The sequence below is a fragment of the Paenibacillus sp. A14 genome, from assembly GCF_036864815.1.
In the GTDB taxonomy this organism is placed as follows: Bacteria; Bacillota; Bacilli; order Paenibacillales; family Paenibacillaceae; genus Fontibacillus; species Fontibacillus sanfengchensis.
In genome coordinates this window covers 134,896-153,118 of the sequence record NZ_JBAGJD010000009.1, presented here as the reverse complement: position 1 = coordinate 153,118, position 18,223 = coordinate 134,896, and the positions used below count along the sequence as shown (strand labels likewise).

General features: G+C 55.4%; 14 protein-coding genes. All 14 read right to left on the bottom strand.

The window, feature by feature from the left end:
• Window positions 1–38: 38 nt before the first annotated feature.
• Complete coding sequence (locus V4U88_RS21240; protein WP_334075254.1) at window positions 39–1,130, bottom strand: GntR family transcriptional regulator; 1,092 nt, start codon at window positions 1,128–1,130, stop codon at window positions 39–41.
• Between the two features lie 121 nt (window positions 1,131–1,251).
• Complete coding sequence (araA, locus tag V4U88_RS21235; protein ID WP_334075253.1) at window positions 1,252–2,739, bottom strand: L-arabinose isomerase; 1,488 nt, start codon at window positions 2,737–2,739, stop codon at window positions 1,252–1,254.
• Window positions 2,740–3,467: 728 nt separating this feature from the next.
• Window positions 3,468–4,112: a ThuA domain-containing protein gene (locus tag V4U88_RS21230; protein ID WP_334075252.1), complete on the bottom strand. Its 645-nt coding sequence runs from the start codon at window positions 4,110–4,112 to the stop codon at window positions 3,468–3,470.
• A 48-nt stretch (window positions 4,113–4,160) separates the two neighbouring features.
• Window positions 4,161–4,901: an SDR family NAD(P)-dependent oxidoreductase gene (locus tag V4U88_RS21225; RefSeq protein ID WP_334075251.1), complete on the bottom strand. Its 741-nt coding sequence runs from the start codon at window positions 4,899–4,901 to the stop codon at window positions 4,161–4,163.
• Window positions 4,902–5,086: 185 nt separating this feature from the next.
• The gene (locus V4U88_RS21220) at window positions 5,087–7,399 is read right to left on the bottom strand and encodes a glycoside hydrolase family 3 N-terminal domain-containing protein (RefSeq protein ID WP_334075250.1); all 2,313 of its coding nucleotides are present in this window, start codon (window positions 7,397–7,399) and stop codon (window positions 5,087–5,089) included.
• Between the two features lie 39 nt (window positions 7,400–7,438).
• Complete coding sequence (locus V4U88_RS21215; protein ID WP_334075249.1) at window positions 7,439–9,034, bottom strand: response regulator transcription factor; 1,596 nt, start codon at window positions 9,032–9,034, stop codon at window positions 7,439–7,441.
• Complete coding sequence (locus V4U88_RS21210) at window positions 9,024–10,796, bottom strand: sensor histidine kinase (protein WP_334075248.1); 1,773 nt, start codon at window positions 10,794–10,796, stop codon at window positions 9,024–9,026. Before V4U88_RS21210 ends, V4U88_RS21215 begins: the two co-directional genes overlap by 11 nt.
• Window positions 10,797–10,828: 32 nt before the next feature.
• Window positions 10,829–11,659, bottom strand: a complete 831-nt coding sequence (locus tag V4U88_RS21205) for a carbohydrate ABC transporter permease (protein ID WP_334075247.1) — start codon at window positions 11,657–11,659, stop codon at window positions 10,829–10,831.
• A 17-nt stretch (window positions 11,660–11,676) separates the two neighbouring features.
• A complete protein-coding gene (locus tag V4U88_RS21200; protein ID WP_334075246.1) occupies window positions 11,677–12,552 on the bottom strand; it encodes a carbohydrate ABC transporter permease in 876 nt (291 codons plus the stop codon).
• Window positions 12,553–12,670: 118 nt separating this feature from the next.
• Window positions 12,671–13,996: an extracellular solute-binding protein gene (locus V4U88_RS21195; protein WP_334075245.1), complete on the bottom strand. Its 1,326-nt coding sequence runs from the start codon at window positions 13,994–13,996 to the stop codon at window positions 12,671–12,673.
• Window positions 13,997–14,526: 530 nt separating this feature from the next.
• Window positions 14,527–15,546: a glycosidase gene (locus tag V4U88_RS21190; RefSeq protein WP_334075244.1), complete on the bottom strand. Its 1,020-nt coding sequence runs from the start codon at window positions 15,544–15,546 to the stop codon at window positions 14,527–14,529.
• Window positions 15,547–15,732: 186 nt separating this feature from the next.
• Complete coding sequence (locus V4U88_RS21185; protein ID WP_334075317.1) at window positions 15,733–16,446, bottom strand: GntR family transcriptional regulator; 714 nt, start codon at window positions 16,444–16,446, stop codon at window positions 15,733–15,735.
• An 11-nt stretch (window positions 16,447–16,457) separates the two neighbouring features.
• The gene (locus tag V4U88_RS21180; protein WP_334075243.1) at window positions 16,458–17,474 is read right to left on the bottom strand and encodes a sugar kinase; all 1,017 of its coding nucleotides are present in this window, start codon (window positions 17,472–17,474) and stop codon (window positions 16,458–16,460) included.
• Window positions 17,467–18,222, bottom strand: a complete 756-nt coding sequence (gene dagF / locus V4U88_RS21175; protein ID WP_334075242.1) for a 2-dehydro-3-deoxy-phosphogluconate aldolase — start codon at window positions 18,220–18,222, stop codon at window positions 17,467–17,469. Before dagF ends, V4U88_RS21180 begins: the two co-directional genes overlap by 8 nt.
• Window position 18,223 lies beyond the last annotated feature (1 nt).

The following is an 18,223-nucleotide window of genomic DNA, read 5'->3' as shown; positions in this document are numbered from 1 at the left end:
TACGGAAGAGAAGGGATCACCCGTTTTTCTTTTAACGTTTATTTTCTGGTAATAACCGAATCCCGTTCAATCAGCTCGGGTTCATACAGAATGTCTTCATATTCGGCTCCGTCCTCGATCATTCCCACCAGCTGTCTGGCGGCCGTCTCGCCCATTTCGGTCTTCGGATGGGTGAGCGTAGTCAGCTTCGTCCCCGAGGCAACCGCCAGGCTGGAATCGTCGAAGCCGATCAGCGACAAATCTTCCGGAACGCGAAGCCCGCACTGGGCCGCGGCCTCCATCAGCATGACCGCCAGCTCGTCGTTGTAGCACACAAATGCGGTTGGCCGCTCCCCCCGCGGACTGCCGAGCAGTTTCAGGGCTTCCTGAAAGGGGAGGTCTTTTTTCTGCTCAGTCGTATAGGTAATCACCCGGTTGGAAACTACAGGAATGCCGTAGTCCTTATGGGCGGCCAAAAATCCCTTTAACCGGCCGACTCCTTGCAGGTCGTCTCTTTTGAAGAAACCCGCAATCCCCTCATGTCCCCGTTCGATCAAATACGACGCCGCTTTATAGCCGCCGCTTTCGTCGTTGACTTTCAGGCAGGGACACTCCAGTTCCCGGTATTTCTCGTTGATCATCAAATAAGGGATGCCTTTGGCCTGCAAATCCAGGAAGAACCGCAGATTCGGATTGCCTTCCGCGCTTCGGGTCGGCTCGATGATCAGTCCGCTGAGCGGTTGGCTGGTCATCAGCTGCAGGCTCTCCATTTCCTTCTCCTTGGCGTTGTCCGTGCTGCTGAGAAGGAGCCGATATCCCCTGCTGCGCAGCTCCGCCTCCGCCCCCCTGACGAGATGGGGGAAAATATAGTCGGAAATATACGTCGTTATAATGCCGATCGTCTTGACCTGTTCGCTGTCCCTACGCTGCGGGTTCCGGGCGAATGTGCCTTTTCCCTGGATCCGTTCCAGCCACCCGTCATTTTCCAGTTCGCCGAACGTCTGGCGCACCGTTTGCCGGCTGAGGCCGAACTGCTCCGCGATTTCGTTCTCGGAAGGGAACTGCGCGCCCGGCTGCAGTCTACCCGATTGCAGCCAGGACAGCAGCTCGCGCTTCAGCTGCATGTACTTTGGAATTTTGCGATTCTCCATATTTTGATCCATCCTTCATTTACTCCGGCCGCCGTACTGGTTGATGCGCGGCGCGCCTTTTGCACTCTAACCGCTATTGTATCACAGGCGGGGGCAAATCCGGAGGGGAGCGGTCAGGCGGTTATCTTAAGCGGTAAGCCGCGTCGCTCCAGCGGAGCTCGTTCTTGAAGCGGCGGATATCGGTGTCCTTGTCGATAATGACCGCTTCGATGCCGGCCAGGTCCGCCCAGTCGCACAGTTGATCGGCCGTCATGGCGAAAGACAGCACCGTATGATGCGCACCGCCGGCCAAAATCCAGGCCTCGGCGGATTCCCGCAGCGACGGCTGCGGCTTCCACAGTACGCGGGCCACCGGAAGCTTCGGCATCGGCTTCTCCACCTTCACGCCGTCGACGACGTTGACAAGGAGCCGGAAGCGATGGCCCAGGTCCACCAGCGAGGCGTTGACCGCCGGTCCATCCTGTCCGTCGAAGACGATCCGGGCCGGGTCTTCCTTGCCGCCGATGCCCAGCGGATGCACCTCGATCGTCGGCTTCGTCGCCGCGATGGTCGGACATACCTCCAGCATGTGCGCGCCGAGAATCATATGATTACCCGGCTCGAAGTGGTAGGTGTAATCCTCCATAAACGAAGTGCTCTTGTTATTCGCAAGCACCTTGAGCACGCGGGTGAGGGCTGCCGTCTTCCAGTCCCCTTCTCCGCCGAAGCCGTAGCCCGCTTCCATTAAGCGCTGCACCGCCAGTCCCGGAAGCTGCTTCATCCCGTGCAGGTCTTCAAAGGTCGTCGTGAACGCGCCGAACCCGCCTTCTTCAAGAAACCGCTTCATGGCGATTTCCGTCCGCGCCTGGTATGCGATGGATTCGCGGACCGGCCCGTCGCTCAGACCTTCTTTGGTGATCGTGTACTTGTCCGCGTATTCCTCCAGCAGCGCCTTCACTTCGGCGTCGCTGACTTCGTTCATCACTTGGACCAGATCGCCGATCCCGTAGCCGTTCACGGACCAGCCGAATTGGATTTGCGCGGATACTTTGTCGCCGTCCGTTACGGCCACTTCGCGCATGTTGTCGCCGAACCGCGCCACTTTCAGGCTGCGGCTTTCGGCATGCGAAACCGCCGTCCGCATCCAGGCCGCGATATCGCCGCGAACCTCGCCGTCCTCCCAATGGCCGACGACGATTTTGCGCGCGATGCCTAGACGGGCGCCGATATGGCCGTATTCCCGGTCGCCATGGGCGGATTGATTCAGGTTCATGAAATCCATATCAATCGATTCCCAAGGAATATCGCGGTTAAACTGGGTATGCAGATGAAGCAATGGTTTTTGCAGCTGCGCCAGACCGGCGATCCACATTTTGGCCGGGGAGAAGGTATGCATCCATGTGATTACACCGGCGCAAGAAGGGTCGCTGTTGGCCTGCTGCAAGAGATTGTAAATTTCATCCGGAGTTTTTACGATCGGCTTGAATACGACAGGGGAAGAGAACACCGGGTCCTGATCGAATTGCTCGGCGATAATCCGGGAATGCTCGGCGACCTGCTCGAGCGTTTCCGGACCGTACAAGTGCTGACTTCCGGTAACGAACCAAAATGAATACGGTTTCAATTTCATGTCTAAACGCCTCCTATATAAAGTAAAATGTTTCATCCCTTGTACATACAATAATTTGGATAACTTGATATATTATATTGTTGTACGTACAACTTCTGTTGTTCTTATTTTATTCCGACTTTGCTCAAATAGCAAGACTTAAAAAATCAATTTTAATAACGGGAAAACCTGCCGGTAATTTTCCGCTCTTGGCCATGAATGAGATTTACCTGAAAAAGCTCCAGCTATCTCACGGCCGAACCGCCGCTACGTTGCCAATATCCACAATTGTAGATATAAAGCGCCAACGTCGGAGATCTACACATTAACGGGAAAATCTCCCGTTAATGCACCGCTCTTGGCTCTTGGATCGGATTTAGCTGGTTAAGCTCCAGCTATTTCGCGACCCAATGGCCGATATTCAGAATTTCAGGCGAATTAACAGGAGGTTTTCCAGCTAAATTACCTCTCCCGCCGCATACGCACCAAATTAACGGGAAGAATTCCCTTTAATTCGAACCAAACAATAGTTCAGCCTATATAGCCGCAAATTCGGACGAATTAACGGCAGCTTCTCCGGCAACTTGCCCCTTGCCTGCAGCAGAGGCTCCCGATTAGCGGCGGAATTCCCGGTAATTGGATCGCTTTCATAACCAAAGCAGCCCCTGATGCTGATGCTCCCGGAGTGCTGCCGTTATAGTTGCATACCGCCTTCTGAACCCCGACAAGTGGGACGGCGCTTTTCCGCTTTAAATGCGGTGGCCCGCCCAGTCGGCCGCGTTTCGGATCAGTTTGCCGTAGCCGGAATGCTGGAAGGACGCCAGGTGATGTCCCGGCATCAAAAAAACGATCCGCCCGAGTCCGAACCTACGGGCCCAAGCCGCCGGCCAGTCGCCGCCTTCATCATCCCGGTAAGTCAGCAGGATTTCATGATCGCTGAACGGGTCGAATTCGAACCGGTATGGCTCCTCCTCCATCGTGAACGGAATTATGCCTTCCATTACGGGATGGGACGGACTGGCGACTTTAAACTCAAGCTCCCGGTATGGGGGATGTCCGGTAAAACGCGCCCCTATCATTTGGGCCGCCTCGGGTCGCGCTTGCAGGGAAATACCGCTGTGCAGCACCAGCAACCCGCCCCCTCCGGCGACAAAAGAAACCAGCCCCGCCGTCTGCTCCGACGTCGCCGGACGGTCCCAACGATCCGCATACGAGATGCAAAGTCGGGTCCCGGCGATTTGATCGCCGGTCAATTGCCCGTAATCTTCCGTCGCGGCAAACTCCCAACGTTCCTCCAAATGCTCTCGCAGCCGCCCCTCCACCGCGCCGAGCGGATGATACGGCGCTTCGGCATAATCTCCAATCAACAGTACCTTCGGCTTTCCGTTTGTCATCCCGGTCGTTCCCCTTTCCTTCTCGTGATACGAACTGTGATACCCGGCCTACCAAGGCAATGGCGCTCCATACGCATCAATGTATTCAGGCTGTTCTCCGTTCCTTGCTCCTTCGGCACTCCGACGCATGCGTTCCCTGATCAGGGAGATGATGTTCTCCGCCGATTCCGCCGGCGTCAGGTCCGCAGCCGCATCAAGTTCTCCCCGCATGTAAGTCCGGACCCACCCGGGATGGATCACCAGCACGCGTCCTCCCGCTTCCTTGATCCCGTTGAATACCAGGCTAGATTGCATATTGAGCGCCGCTTTGGACATGCAGTAAGCAAACCAGCCGCTCCGCTTGTTTTGCCCGATGCTGCCGGCTTCCGAGGAAATATTGGCGATCATTCTGGCTTCACCCTTCAACAGAAGCGAAAGAAACGCCTTGGTCACCCGCAAGGCCCCGAGCGTGTTGACATTGTAGACTTTCAGCATCTCTTCGAAATCCATCTTCCCTTCCCGGATGGTCGCTTCCGTGTCCCCCAAAATTCCCGCGTTATTGATCAAAAGATCAAGCCGCCCCGTCAGCTTTTCTACTGTTTCCGCCGCTTCCCGCACACTGTCATCGCTGCCGATGTCGAGCGAAACCGTCGTCAGACGGTCCGGATACCTCCGACTAAGCTCGTCCAACGCCGTTTCGCGGGGATTGTACCTGCCGGCAAACACGCGGCCGCCTTGCTCCAACAGCGTTTCGGCCAAGGCCAACCCGACGCCGTGATCCGCCCCGGTAACCAATGCCCTGATGTCCATGAAGCCTGTCCTCCTTGTAGAAGATCAAAATGAGTGCTGCTCAACTTCATTGTCCCCATTCCCCGCAGGTTTTGCAAGCGCTTTATTTTCACTTTCAACTTTCGTATCTGATTGCTTTGCACCAGCCCCCTAGCCGGACAAATGCCGATTTGGGCCAAAAAGATGCTAAAATGCAGGAAAAGCGGCTAACCCGTAACCCACAATTCCACGCCCCTCGTATCCCTGGAGTTCCCGCCCACCATAATGGTGACCCGGCAGGGGACCACGCCGAATGTCATATCCGGCTTCCAGACGGCCAGCTCTTCCTTACCCAAGCTGAACGTGATATCGCGCTGTTCGCCCGGAGCAAGCTCCAACTTCCGGAACGCTTTAAGCTCGGCGAGGCGGCGGGTAATTCCCGATTCGCGGGCCCGGATATACAGCTGAACGGTTTCCGCTCCGATCCGGCTCCCCTTGTTTTGCAGCCTTACCGTTACGGCTACTCTGCTGCCCTCCTCCAGAGCGGCTACGGAAATGTCGGGCTGCGACAGGCGCGGCTCTCCATACTCGAATTCCGTGTAACTCAACCCGTAACCGAACGGATACAGCGCCGCCGAGGGCATATCCACATAGACCCTTGGCCGGCCGGGATCTTTCTGATTATAGTAAACCGGGAGTTGTCCGGAAGAACGGGGAAGGGAGACCGGCAGCTTGCCGCTGGGGTTCGCCCCGCCGAACAAAAGCTCTCCGATCGCCCGGCCCCCTTCTGTTCCGGGATACCAGGCGCAGAGGACCGCCCCGCAGCTGTTCTCCCAATCGGCGATCACATGCGGCCGGCCTTGAATCAGTACGGCAACCGCCGGAGTTCCCGTTGCCGCCACTTCCCTGACCAATCGGGCTTGAAGCCCGCCGAGCGAAAGATCCGCCAGATCGACGCCTTCCCCGCAATCCATCTCCGCGGGATTTCCTCCTTCGCCGACCACAGCTTCTCCGTTGCTGTCAAAAATGCCATCAAACCTGCGCGCACTGCTGCCGCCCAGCACCAATACGCATACATCCGCGCCTTTCGCGGCCTCCACGGCCTCCGTCAAGCCGTCTTCGGACCCGTCGCGGATACCGCAGCCCCGGGCGTAGACGATCTCCGTACCTTCCGGCGCCATCATCCGGATTCCTTCAAGAACCGTCGTGCCGATTCCCTCGCGTTGAACGCTCGTATAGTCGCCCAACTGGTTATACAAGCGATCGGCATTGGGACCGATCACCGCGATTCTCGCGGACTTCGGCCCAAGGGGCAGCAGTCCTCCCTCGTTTTTAAGCAGCACGGCCGATTCGCGGGCCACCTGCAGATTCACTTCGCGGAGCTCCGGTTTGCCGACGACCGAGATCGCCCGCATTTCACTGACATAGGGGCGATCGAACAAACCCAGTCTGAATTTCAGCCGCAGCACCCGCCGCACCGCCCGATCGATCAACGCCTCCGAAATAAGGCCCTGCTTCACCGCCTCTTCCAGCGTTGAAAACGCCATATCCCACAAGCTTAGATCGACCCCTGATGACAGTGCAAGCGCAGAAGCGGACTCATGGCTTCCCGTCAGCGCCAGCAGCCGGTCAACCGCACATCCGTCCGCCATAACGATGCCGTCAAAATCCCATTCCTCCCGCAAAATCCCGGTCAGGAGACGCTCGTTCGCATGGCAGGGAATGCCGTCGATTTCGTTATAGGCGGCCATGAAACCGGCCGCACCCGCATCTTTCCCCGCTTTGGCGCCGGGCAGATGGATTTCGCGCAGCTCGCGCTCGCCGATCGGAGCCGGGCCGGCGTTGCGTCCCCCCAGGGCGGTGCCTTGCGCGCATAAATGCTTGAGAACCACCGCCACTTTTTCGGTCCCGGCCAGGTCGCCCGGGCCTTCACCCTGCATGCCCCAAACGGCCGCCTCGGTAAACCTGGCGGCCAAATACGGATCCTCGCCGAAGCATTCTTCGGAACGCCCCCAGCGCGGATCGTGAAGAATGTCCAGCGCCGAGACCAGGCCCACATGGGCACCGCGGCTGCGAATTTCGGAGGCGACCATGCCGTAGGCCCGCTTCATCAACGCCGGGTTCCAAGTCGAGCCGACGCCCAAATTGACCGGCAGCATCGTTCCGTCCAGGGCCTGATGCCCATGGGGGCACTCTTCGGCGAGCAGAACGGGAATCCCGAGCCGGGAATGCTCGATAACGTACCGCTGCACCATATTGACCACCTTGGCGCTGTCCGCGGCCGGAATGCCGTTGCGGTAGTCCACGCCGGACCAGGGATCGCTCCGGAACAATCCGTAAAGGGCCCCCATTCCTCCGCCCCAGGCCACTTCCTTTTTGAACTCTTTCGTAAGCTCGTATCCGTCTCCCATCTTGCGGTAAGCGTTCCAGCCGTACATCCGCTGGTTTAATTGTCCCACTTTTTCGGCCAGCGTCATTCTGCAGAGCAGATCGTCGATGCGTTCCTCTTCCGCCACGCGGGGCGATTTGTACTTTTCCATTCCACGTCTCCCTCGCTTCACAACAAGTAGTGCAGGTCCTCAGTCGATCTCGGCTGCCGCATCTTTGGACGCGCTGAGCCCGCGATATTCCTTCGGCGTCATCCCCGTATACGATTTGAACACGGAGACGAAATACTTGTATTCCTTGTAACCTACCTTGTCCGCGATTTCAAAAACCTTGTCGTGCGTGGTAGCCAGCAAAGTTTTGGCCTGTTCCATCCGCATTTCGTTCATGTATTCCGTAAAGCTTTTTCCCGTTCCTTGTTTGAAAATATAACTGAAATAGCTCGGTGTAATTTTCAACCAAGCCGCCACCTCGGAAGCTTTCAAATCCGTACCGTTCTGCTCGTTCATATATCTCTTCGCCTTCTCGATGATCCAATAGGATTTATCGATGCCATGCCGCTCGATTTGCTCCATCAGTTGGCGCATTTCTTCCCGGACGGCGTCTGCCAGGGAACCGTAGGTGTTAAAAATATTCAAATCCAATGCTCCGCGGTGCCCGTATTCCAGCTCGGTCATTCCGCTTTTGCGCAGCCGCTGCCGGAGCAAAGCGGACATTTCTTCGTACAAGCGCCAGATTTCTTCGGGCAAAAAACCTTCTTGGCGGAAAAAACAAAATAGCTCGGCAACCCGGGCGTCGATCCCCGCCGCATCCTGCCTCAGCATCGCCGTCATCAGACGCTGCGCCGCGTCGGCCGCGTCGAAGGCGGGAATCGACCGGTCGCGCGCGGCAGCTTTCCGATCTTCCGGCAGCAGAATAGTCTTGTTCTCCAGCACATGGAAAGGGAGCAGTCCGCCGGCTTCGCCGCAGCGGCTGGCCGTTTCCTCAAGGTCGTCATACGGCTCCGACATGCCGCAGTATAGCTGGGCTTCCCGGAGCTTCGGGCGCAAGGCCTCGAGCCACGGGTCCCACGTGGCCCGATCCATGTGCACATCGGATACGACCAGTGTAATGAGCAAGTTCTCATGGTCAAAAACGGAAACCGCGCGGAGAAACGGACGCGTGATTGCGGCATGCAGTTGATCGATCCAGGCCTCCTGGATCTCTTCGTGCCCTTCAGGCGGGTGCTCGCCAAACCGCTCGTAAAAACGGTCGAGCTGCGTCGCCAAGATCCGGAACTGCGCGCCGCGCAAAGAGGAGGGGGCTTGCTTGCCGTAAGCGGTGCCATGGCGGGCCATATTCGACAGCCACAGTTCGATTTCGCGAACACTCCCTTCTTTCGCTGCGGACCCGAGCGACAGGACGACTTTTTTTACCACATCGGTCAATTCGTCGATCTCCACCGGTTTGAGCAGATAATCGCTGACCCCCAACCGAATCGCTTGCCGGGCGTACTCAAAATCCTCATACCCGCTGATCATGACCACGCGGACTTCCGGAAACCGCTCCTTCAGACACTTTGTCAATTGCAGCCCGTCCATCCCCTCCATGCGGATATCGGACAGTACGAGATCTACCCCGCGTTCCTGAACGAGCCGCAGCGCTTCCGTTCCGTCATAAGCTTCGCCGACCACCCGGACGCCAAGCTTCTCCCAGTCGATCGTACAGCGCAAGCCTTCGCAAATGACGGGCTCGTCATCCACAATCAGCATGTTCACCAAGCCGCTTTTTCTCTCCAGTTTATTGTTCATGACGCTCACCACCATGATCTTGACTTTCTCCCGCGGGAACCCTCAAGCGTATCCACGTCCCCTGGGCGGAAGTGCTGATGACCTCCAAACCGTATTCCGATCCGAAAAAAATCGACAACCTCTCGTGAATGTTGGACATCGCCCCCTGCTTGTCTCCTTTTTTCCTGGAGCCTTGATCCATCCCTTTCCCGTTATCGATGACATCGATCCAGATCTCGCCGTGGGCCGCATAACAGTGCACCCTGATTTCGTTGACCGCCTTGGTCCGGTCGAAGCCATGCTTCAAAAAATTCTCTACCAGCGGTTGAATGGTAGCTTTCAGCATCAAGGTATCCTCCAGGCCCGCTTCCGTATACAGTGCATATTTCAGCTTATCCCCCAAACGCCGCTGCTGAAGGTACAGATAGGACTGTACAAACTCCATCTCCCGGCGCAGGGTTGTCTTATAACTGCCGTTATTGACGCTGGAACGGAAAAACTTCGACAGCATTTCGATCAGCTGGCTGGACTTCTCCGCCTTTTCCAGCCTGGCTGTCCATCTTATCATATCCAGCGTGTTGTACAGAAAATGGGGGTCCATCTGATTTTGCAGCAGCTTGAGCTCGGATTCGCGCTCCCGCAGCTCCAGCTTGTACTTATGCTCGATCAACCGCTGAATCGTCGCGACCATCTCGTTGAATTTATGGTTCAATTCCGCGATTTCATCCCTGGATTCGATCGGGACGCGTACCGTGAAATCGCCGTGCGTCACCCGGTACGTTTCTTTCTTTAGCCGCAGAATCGGCATGATAATCGTATAGTGGAACCCGATCAGCGCGGTAAGACCAAGCAGCAGGATGGCACCCAGAATAAGCAGCATCAGCAGTTTGACGCCCTTAAACTCTTCCGACACCGTCGTCTCGGGGATCATGGCCACGATATTCCAGCCGGTGTTATCCATGGAGGAGAACAAAGTCATATAGGCTTTTCCGTTTACCTGATAGAAAAAAAATCCTTCCTGCCCCGAGTCAAGCTTGCCCAACATCGCTTCATCGGGAACAAAACGATCGCCCAGTTCATCCTTCGACCGCAGGATCACCCGCCCTTCGGGACCGATGATAAAGACCGTCCCCGCCCCGTCCTCGAAAATTCCTTTTTCCAGTAAATCCACGATGCTCGCCTCATCCATCCGGATGGTCAGCCGGCCCGTCGGTTTCGTGATTTCACTGTAGGAATTCAAAATCCGGAACATGGAGAGAATTCGAACCCCTCCATTCCAATCACTATTCAAGCTGTATCCTTCCGTCCAACTAATTCCGCCTTTACGGGCCTCAGCTTGTCGTTCCCATCGGGACTCGTCACCGTGGAACGGCTCGCCCATCTCGATAAAACTTCCGTTGTAACCGGCGATTTCGATCGAACGGATATAGCTTCGCGACATGAGCTGGAAGGTAAGAAATTCTTCAATATTCTTCTTGAGCTTGTCCCGCTGATCGCTGGTGAGCGGTGGGGAGCTTCTCAGAAACGACCGCATGTCCGGACTCAGGATCAGATAGTTGGCGATGTCCTCGACCCTTCTCGTTTGCTCTTCGAGCTGATTGGCCACATTGTCCAAATTTCGCTTCGTGGAGTTCACAAACTGATCCCTCAAAATTTGATTAAACTTGTACTGCACCACAACGCCGACGCCAAATGTCGGCAGGATCACAAACAGCAGGAAGATCACCAGCGCTTTCCGCTTCAGTCCGAAGTTCCCCAGATATTTTCGGTAATGTCTCTTCATGGTGACTCTTCCCTTTCGTATGCCTCCCCGGATCAGCCCTTGACCGCTCCCGCCGTCATCCCGTTGACCAGTTGTTTTTGCAGCAGCAGATAGAAAATCAGGATCGGAATCAACGCGATCGTGAGCGCCGCCATCTGCAGGGTCAGGCTGGCGGTTTCAATGCCGACGAAGTTGGCCAGCCCAAGCGGCAGCGTCTTAAGTTCCGTTGAAGTGATCAGGACGAGCGCGAACAAATACTCGTTCCAATTATATATAAAATTCAAAATAATAACCGTAGCCAGCGCCGGTCTCGTGATCGGCAATATAATCGACCAAAAAATGCGGTACACGCCCGCTCCGTCCATAACTCCCGATTCTTCCAGGTCTTTAGGAAAGCTCCGCATGAATCCTTCCAGGATAAACACGGTCAACGACAAGTGAAACGCCGTATAAGGCAAAACCAGCGACCAATAGGTATCGAGCAGACGAAGCTTCTGCATGATCAGGAAGATCGGGATCAGGGTGGCATGAATCGGCACCAGCATTCCCAGCAAGAATGCCCCGTAAGTCAGCCCGCGCAGCTTGAACTTAAATCGGGACAAAAAATAAGCGGCCAGCGCCCCGAGAAGCACGGTTATGATCAGGGAGGCGAAAGTAATAATGATACTGTTTAAAAAGTAAACGTTCATATTCGCCACTTCCCAGGCCTTTGCGTAATTGGCGAACTGCAGGGTTTTTGGAAACGAAAACGGCCCCGCGGCGTATTCCTGCTCGGTCTTGAAGGAGTTGACCACCATCCAGAAGAGAGGAATTACATTAATAATAGCGAACAGGCACAAAAATGTGTATGCGAATAACCGGAACAAGCCCGACTTTCTTTTCATCCCGCGTCCCTCCTTCCCTAAGCCTCTTTCTCCCGGCCGAGCCGGTTGATCACGGAAATGACGAGCAAACTGAAGAGCAGAACCAAAATGGACACCGCGCTTCCGTAGCCGTAACGCATATTGATAAACGCGCTGTTGTACATGTAAATCGTCATGACTTCCGTCTGATGCGCCGGGCCTCCGCCCGTCAAAATCTGAATCAGGTCAAACACCCGGAAGGAGTTGCTGATACTGTACACGACGCCCACCATAATCGTTCCCCGGATCATCGGAATCGTAATGCGGAGCGTCCGTCTCCACCCGGTAGCCCCGTCGAGCTCGGCCGCCTCATTCACTTCCTCCGGAATATTTTGCAGCGCGGCCAGGAAAATAACCATGTATAACCCGCAATTCTGCCAGATGTACGCGATGCTGATCGACAGCATCGACCATGTCGAATCGCCCAGCCAATTCCGTCGCCAGCCGTCCAGCCCGACCATACTGAGCAAATTGTTCAACATGCCGTATTCCGTGTTGTATACCATGCCCCAGATCAGGGAAACCATGACCGAGGAAATGACGACGGGCATAAATCCGATCGTCCGGAATATCCCCGAGCCCTTCAGCCCGCGGTTGAGCAGCAGCGCCAGGAGCAGGCCCAGCGGGAGTTGGCCGATCAGGCCGGTGACCATGATGATGACATTGTTCTTCACCGACAGCCAGAAGGTGTCGTCAGTTAAAATTTTCAAATAATTATCGAAACCGGCAAAGGTCATCGTGCCGATCCCGTTCCAGTTCATCACCGAATAGTACAGCGACAACCCGATCGGAACGATGGCAATCCCCAGATAAATGACCAGCGCCGGGAACAAGCCAAGAAAAATCGCAAATTTGGTCCCCTTTAAGGTCTGCATTCGGTTTCCTCCTTTATCCCTCCCGTTTTCAAACCCGAGGAATGAAGAAAACCCGGTTTATCGGGTTTTCTTCATCGGCTGCGGATTCTGCTTCGGATGATTGTTTGCTCCGCCTAGGTCAGTTCAGGTTATCCATCGCTTCCTGGACTTCCTTCGCCAACTCTTCCGGCGTTCCCCGGCCTACCGTCAGCGCTTGCAATCCGTTTTGGAGCACATCCACCACCTGGGTCGGAACGACGCTGTCAAATACCGGTGCCGTGCCGTTGCCCGTCAATTCCAGCATCTCTTTCAAATATTTGCTGGCATCCTCGGGAATTTCCACCTTCGCCGGCACCACGATGCCATTTCGGATCAATTCTTTGTAAAGGTCTTCGTTCACGAAGAACTTCAAAAACTCCTCGGCCGCCTGGCGTTTCTTCTCATCCAATCCGCTCTTGATCGAAATGCCGTACTGCACCACGCCGGCGCTCTTGGCCGGATCGCCTTTGCCGCCGTTCACGCTCGGGAACAGGGCGATCCCGAATTTCTCCCCTTCGCTGTTGGTAATCCGCACTCTGCCGTCAACCGTAGAGGAGGAGATGTGCATGGCCGCTTTTCCCTGAATAAAATAGTCCTGCGCCTGAACCGAATCCATATTGTTCGCGTCGGTGTTGAAGGCGTCCAATTTCGTCAGTTCATCGACAACAGTCAGCGCTTTAACAAATTCCGGATCGGTAAATTTCGCTTTCCCCGCCAGGACGGCCGGCAGGAAATCACTGCCCGTAAAGCGGTCGCCGATAATCGAAATATAGGACGACTGCAGCGGCCATTGCTCCTTATTGCCCAGAGAAATCGGCGTGATGCCCGCCGCTTTCAGCTTTTTGACCGCATCGATAAATTTATCGTAAGTGTCCGGGAATTGATCGTAGCCAACTTGGGCAAACATTTCTTTATTGTAGTAAATAATGTCGACAAAAGTCTGTTTGGTCGGAACCGCATATTGTTGGCCGTCCACGTTGAAACCGGTTAGCGCGCTCTCCGGAAGAATGGAGGTCCAATTCTCCATTAGATCGTTAATCGGCTCCAGTAAATTTCCGGCCACCAGCGGGTCAAGGTCGGCTCCCGGCCATACGACATTGATATCGGACAAGTTGTTTCCGGCGGCCAACGTGCGCAGCTTGGTTTTGTACTGGGCGGCGGGGACGCCGTCCTGCTTAATCACGATATTGGGATGCTGCTTTTCGAATTCCGCGATCCGGGCTTTGTATACTTCATTGTCCACGTTTGGCGAAGTCCAGGGATGCATCATGTTCAGCGTAATCTTCTCGGACTCCGTTCCGGCACCGCTTCCGCCGCTTCCGCCGCTGCCCTGTGCATCGTTCTTGCCACATGCCGCGGTAAAAAGTGTAAGCAAAGCGATAAGACCGAGTAGCAGCACTTTCTTGCTTTTGTTTGTTTTGTTCATAACCAACCCTCTTTTCGTGATATTGGAATCGATAAATAAAACCTAACAAATCATGACGCGTTTCTTATCTTTTTTCGTTATATAAGTGATTATAAATCTGTTCCTTATTTGTCTATATCCCATAAATTTACGATATTATCCAAATCAATTAAGATAAGTGATAATTATACGTCATGAAATATAACATAATATAGCATGGGTGAACTAGAACATTGGCGGTCTGGACGCTTGGCCACTTAATTAACGGGAAACCTTCCCGTTAATTTTCCGCTATTGGGCCTTTGTCTCGATTTAGCTGGAAAAACTCCATCTATTTTGCGCCCCTAACCTCGATAACCCCAATTTCAGATGAATTAGCAGGAGGTTTTCCAGCTAATTTGCTTCTGTAGTCTCATAATCACCAAGTTAACGGGAGGTTTTCCCGTTAACTCTCCCACCCCCTCTCGCGTTATTTCAAGCATACGGTAAGCGGTTACAAATCACTTGGAAAGTAACCGCGCTACGGCGGTCAGTCCCATATTTACTGTTATTTAATTTTCCGGCTCGCTCAGAATATAATCGACCAGTTCGTCCAGCGGGACTGTGGCCAGCGCGATCGCCGTGTCGGTTACCCCGTAGTAAATGTACAGCAGTCCGTCCTTCACCACATTGCCCGTCGGGAAGATGACGTTGGGAATCTGATACCCAAACTTCTCGTAATAGGTTTCCGGCTCCATGATAAAATTCCGCGTCCGGGCGATGATTTTTTCCGGGTTCTCCAAATCCAGCAGCATAGCTCCGACCCGGTACACGACTTCGTCATCCACCCCGTGGTAAAGGACCAGCCAACCGCGGTCCGTTTTCACCGGCGGCGTCGATCCGCCGATTTTCCGCGACTCCCAAGCGGGATTTTCCCCTTTGGCCAGCAGCTTCGGTTCATCCCAATGAATCAGGTCGTCGGAATAGGTGATCCACATCCCGGCTTTTTCCGTGCCGTATTTTTCGCCGACATATTCCTCTGGGCGGCGCAGCAGCACGTAGCGGCCGTTAATTTTTTCCGGGAATAAAATATTGTCCCGATCATTGATATCCAGCGGCGTCGTATCGGCCAAAAACTCCCAATCCACGAGATTTTTGGAGGTCAGAATCGAAGAGCGCGTCAGCCAGTGCCCTTTCTGCTCGCCCCAACCGTCCGGGTATTTCGGGATGGAACGCTTAGGTACGCCCCGGCCCGTCGGGTAATAGCTCATCGCACACGGACGCAGCGCATAGTTCAAATAAAAGGTATTCTCTATTTTGACAATGCGCGGATCCTGCACGCTCCCGTACGGAAATCCCAGCATATCGGGAGTGACGATGGGCTCGTCCTTGACGTGCGTAAAGTGAACGCCGTCCTCGCTTTCCAGCAGGCCCAGGTAATTTTTGCACGGTGTCAGCGATCCGGCCGTCCTTTCGATCATATAGAACTTACCGTTATCGATAATCACCGCAGGGTTGAAAACGGTTACCATCCGCCATTCATAACCCCCAGGGACCACGATCGGATTATCCGGATGTCTCTCAATCTTCATCTGCATACCTCCTCTTGAACCTCTTATAGGGCTATTATAAAACGCATTCAAAACGCAAAATATCCTGTAGACTTTAGAAAACGTCCGAATAATAGGGGTGTTTTTTGGCAAACAAAAAAGCGGGACCTCTTGGCGCCCTGGCCAATCCGTCCCGCAGCTTATGGGCAAGCCCATACAGGCTCACTTTTATACGTCATAGTTCACGATATAATTTTGTAGTCCGGTATTGTAATAACCGATGCTGAGCTCGATGATCCTTCCCCGTCCGTCACGGGAATAGCGGCTGCGTTTCAGGACGGGGGTTCCCGCCTCCAGCTCCAGCCTATCCGCCACCGCGGGCCCGGCCGCCTCTACGCCGAATTCGTCCCGCAGCCGGTCCAGGGACAAGCCCTGCTCTTCCAGCAGTTCATACAACGATTGTTCTTTCATATCGGCCAGTTCCAGGCCTTCAAGCTCGATGGTCAAATAGTGCACGTAAAAAATATACGGAATATCGTTCAAATCATAAAGGCGCTCCATCCTCAAGCAGCGCGTGCCGAACGCCCGGTACAGCTCCGTACCTTTCTCGTTCGACACGATTTCCGTCCGCAGCCACCGCTTGCGGATCCGGTGTCCGGATTCCACGAGAATTTCCGTGAAATGCTTCCACTTCGACAGTTTGGAGGCCGCTTTATTCCGGATGACTTTCGTGCCTTTCCCGCTGCCTTTTTCCAAATAGCCTTCCTGCACCAGTTCACTGATCGCCGCCCGTACCGTTATTTTGCTGACGGAAAATTCTCTCTCGAGCAGCGGTTCGGACGGAATGTTGCTTCCCAGCACGTAAACGCCGTGCAAAATACGATCCTTTAAAATTTGTTTGACTTGCAAATATAACGGCCGGTCTTTTCGGGACAAGCTCATGTTCACTTCCACTACCTTTCCACATCGCCTATACGGCTGTCGATCGCCCGGAACACCTCCGCCTCGGAAGCCATCGGGGTATCGCCGGCGACCGTATGGGCCAGCACCCCCGCCGCAGCCGCGAAGTTTACGGACCGCTCCGGCGGAAAGCCCTCCATTTCCCCGTGAATGATGCCGCTGGCAAAAGCGTCTCCGGCCCCAATCCGATCATGGACTGAGAAGGTCAGCCGCCGGGAAAACGCAAATTGTCCGTCTTTGTAAATAAAGCCGCGCAGGGAGTGGGAATTATCCCCATGGATATCCCGGTGCGTTCCGGCAATGACTCGGATTGCGAATTTGTCGGCCACCGCCGGAATCAGCGCCTTAAGCCGATCCTCCCGCGTCTCCTTCTCCGTATTCATGCCGAGGGTGAGCAGCGCGTCCTTCTCATTCATCATGACGATGTCCGCCAGCTCCAGCATTCGTTCGTAATGCGGCCGTGCGGCGAGGTAGCCTTGCTCCCCCCAGAGTGAGGGACGGTAGTTGCAGTCGAACACCACCGCGCCGCCCCGCTTTTTGACGGCTTGAGCCATGGCCAGCATATGGCCGCGGACACCGTCGTTCATGGCCAGCGTGATGCCGCAAAAATGGGCCGCGTCGACGGAGGCCGCGATGCATTCCCAATCATAGGTCCCTTCCGGCGCGGTGTTGAAACTGCTCTCCAGCCGGTTGGTATAAGTAACCCGGCTCGGCCGGACGCCGAAGCCGTTCTCCAGAAAATACATGCCCAGATAGCTTCCGCCCCGCTGCACGAAATCCGCGCCGATCCCGAGCTTCCGCAAATAGGCCGCCGCCGCGTCGCCGAGCGGTCCGGCAGGCAGGCGGGTGACGAGGGACCCGGCATGGCCGAACCGAGATAACGCCGAGGCGATATTTACGCCGGTTCCGGAAAAAGAGTAATTCAGGACGCTGGATTGCGAAAGCAGCTCAACCCCCGGCACCTGCAGGCGCATCATCACTTCGCCGAACGCCGCGATCCGTTTAGGCATAGGTATCCGCCAGCTTTTTCATCGTGCCGAGCAGGGTGCGTACGTCCTGAACCCGGGTTTCGCCCGTCGCCTTGTCGATAATGGAGGAATACACGTGAGGAATGACCTGTCTTACGCCCGCCTCCAGGGCGATGCGCAAAATGGCCTCGAAATTGTCCATATCGATGCCGCCCGTCGGCTCCAGCGCAAATCCCGCGTCGGCGCAGGCCGAGGCGACCGCCCGGTACTCCTCTTCCCGGCTAAGGCCCTGCATCGGGAAATATTTGAGCGCGTCGCCTCCCATATCGCGCACGAGCGCAATCGCCGCAGAGACCGGTATGATCGCGGCATCCCCACCGGCCGCGCTGACCGGCCCCGTGGAAATGTTCACGTACCCCGGACGCCCGGTCGGGGACACCAGGCTGTTGATCCAGCTGTCCTTCCCGCCGAGGTTGGCCCGGGTCGCCCCTACCGCCGGAAACACCTGGTTGATGTGACTCCCCGGGTAATGCTTGGCGATCTCCGCCACAACCGCCGCCTGCCGGTTATCTCCCGCGCCGAGGCCGATGGAGACGGCTTCATCAATTTCCTTGCCGTAGGCCTTCATCGCGGTCACGGCTTCTTCGACCGTGGGATAAGCCTTGGAAAGCACCCCCACCAAAACATGGCCTTCCGCCGCCGCAAACACCTCCTTGGCGTTGGCGATATCCTTCGCCAGTACATTTAAGGCCACACGATCCTTATAGAAACGCTTTGCGATTTGCGACATC

What these genes read in the sequence shown, in the direction of transcription:
- V4U88_RS21240 (WP_334075254.1), bottom strand. Translation starts at nt 1,130, where the DNA reads ATGGAGAATCGCAAAATTCCAAAGTACATGCAGCTGAAGCGCGAGCTG.
- araA (WP_334075253.1), bottom strand. Translation starts at nt 2,739, where the DNA reads ATGAAATTGAAACCGTATTCATTTTGGTTCGTTACCGGAAGTCAGCAC.
- V4U88_RS21230 (WP_334075252.1), bottom strand. Translation starts at nt 4,112, where the DNA reads ATGACAAACGGAAAGCCGAAGGTACTGTTGATTGGAGATTATGCCGAA.
- V4U88_RS21225 (WP_334075251.1), bottom strand. Translation starts at nt 4,901, where the DNA reads ATGGACATCAGGGCATTGGTTACCGGGGCGGATCACGGCGTCGGGTTG.
- V4U88_RS21220 (WP_334075250.1), bottom strand. Translation starts at nt 7,399, where the DNA reads ATGGAAAAGTACAAATCGCCCCGCGTGGCGGAAGAGGAACGCATCGAC.
- V4U88_RS21215 (WP_334075249.1), bottom strand. Translation starts at nt 9,034, where the DNA reads ATGAACAATAAACTGGAGAGAAAAAGCGGCTTGGTGAACATGCTGATT.
- V4U88_RS21210 (WP_334075248.1), bottom strand. Translation starts at nt 10,796, where the DNA reads ATGAAGAGACATTACCGAAAATATCTGGGGAACTTCGGACTGAAGCGG.
- V4U88_RS21205 (WP_334075247.1), bottom strand. Translation starts at nt 11,659, where the DNA reads ATGAAAAGAAAGTCGGGCTTGTTCCGGTTATTCGCATACACATTTTTG.
- V4U88_RS21200 (WP_334075246.1), bottom strand. Translation starts at nt 12,552, where the DNA reads ATGCAGACCTTAAAGGGGACCAAATTTGCGATTTTTCTTGGCTTGTTC.
- V4U88_RS21195 (WP_334075245.1), bottom strand. Translation starts at nt 13,996, where the DNA reads ATGAACAAAACAAACAAAAGCAAGAAAGTGCTGCTACTCGGTCTTATC.
- V4U88_RS21190 (WP_334075244.1), bottom strand. Translation starts at nt 15,546, where the DNA reads ATGAAGATTGAGAGACATCCGGATAATCCGATCGTGGTCCCTGGGGGT.
- V4U88_RS21185 (WP_334075317.1), bottom strand. Translation starts at nt 16,446, where the DNA reads ATGAGCTTGTCCCGAAAAGACCGGCCGTTATATTTGCAAGTCAAACAA.
- V4U88_RS21180 (WP_334075243.1), bottom strand. Translation starts at nt 17,474, where the DNA reads ATGCCTAAACGGATCGCGGCGTTCGGCGAAGTGATGATGCGCCTGCAG.
- dagF (WP_334075242.1), bottom strand. Translation starts at nt 18,222, where the DNA reads ATGTCGCAAATCGCAAAGCGTTTCTATAAGGATCGTGTGGCCTTAAAT.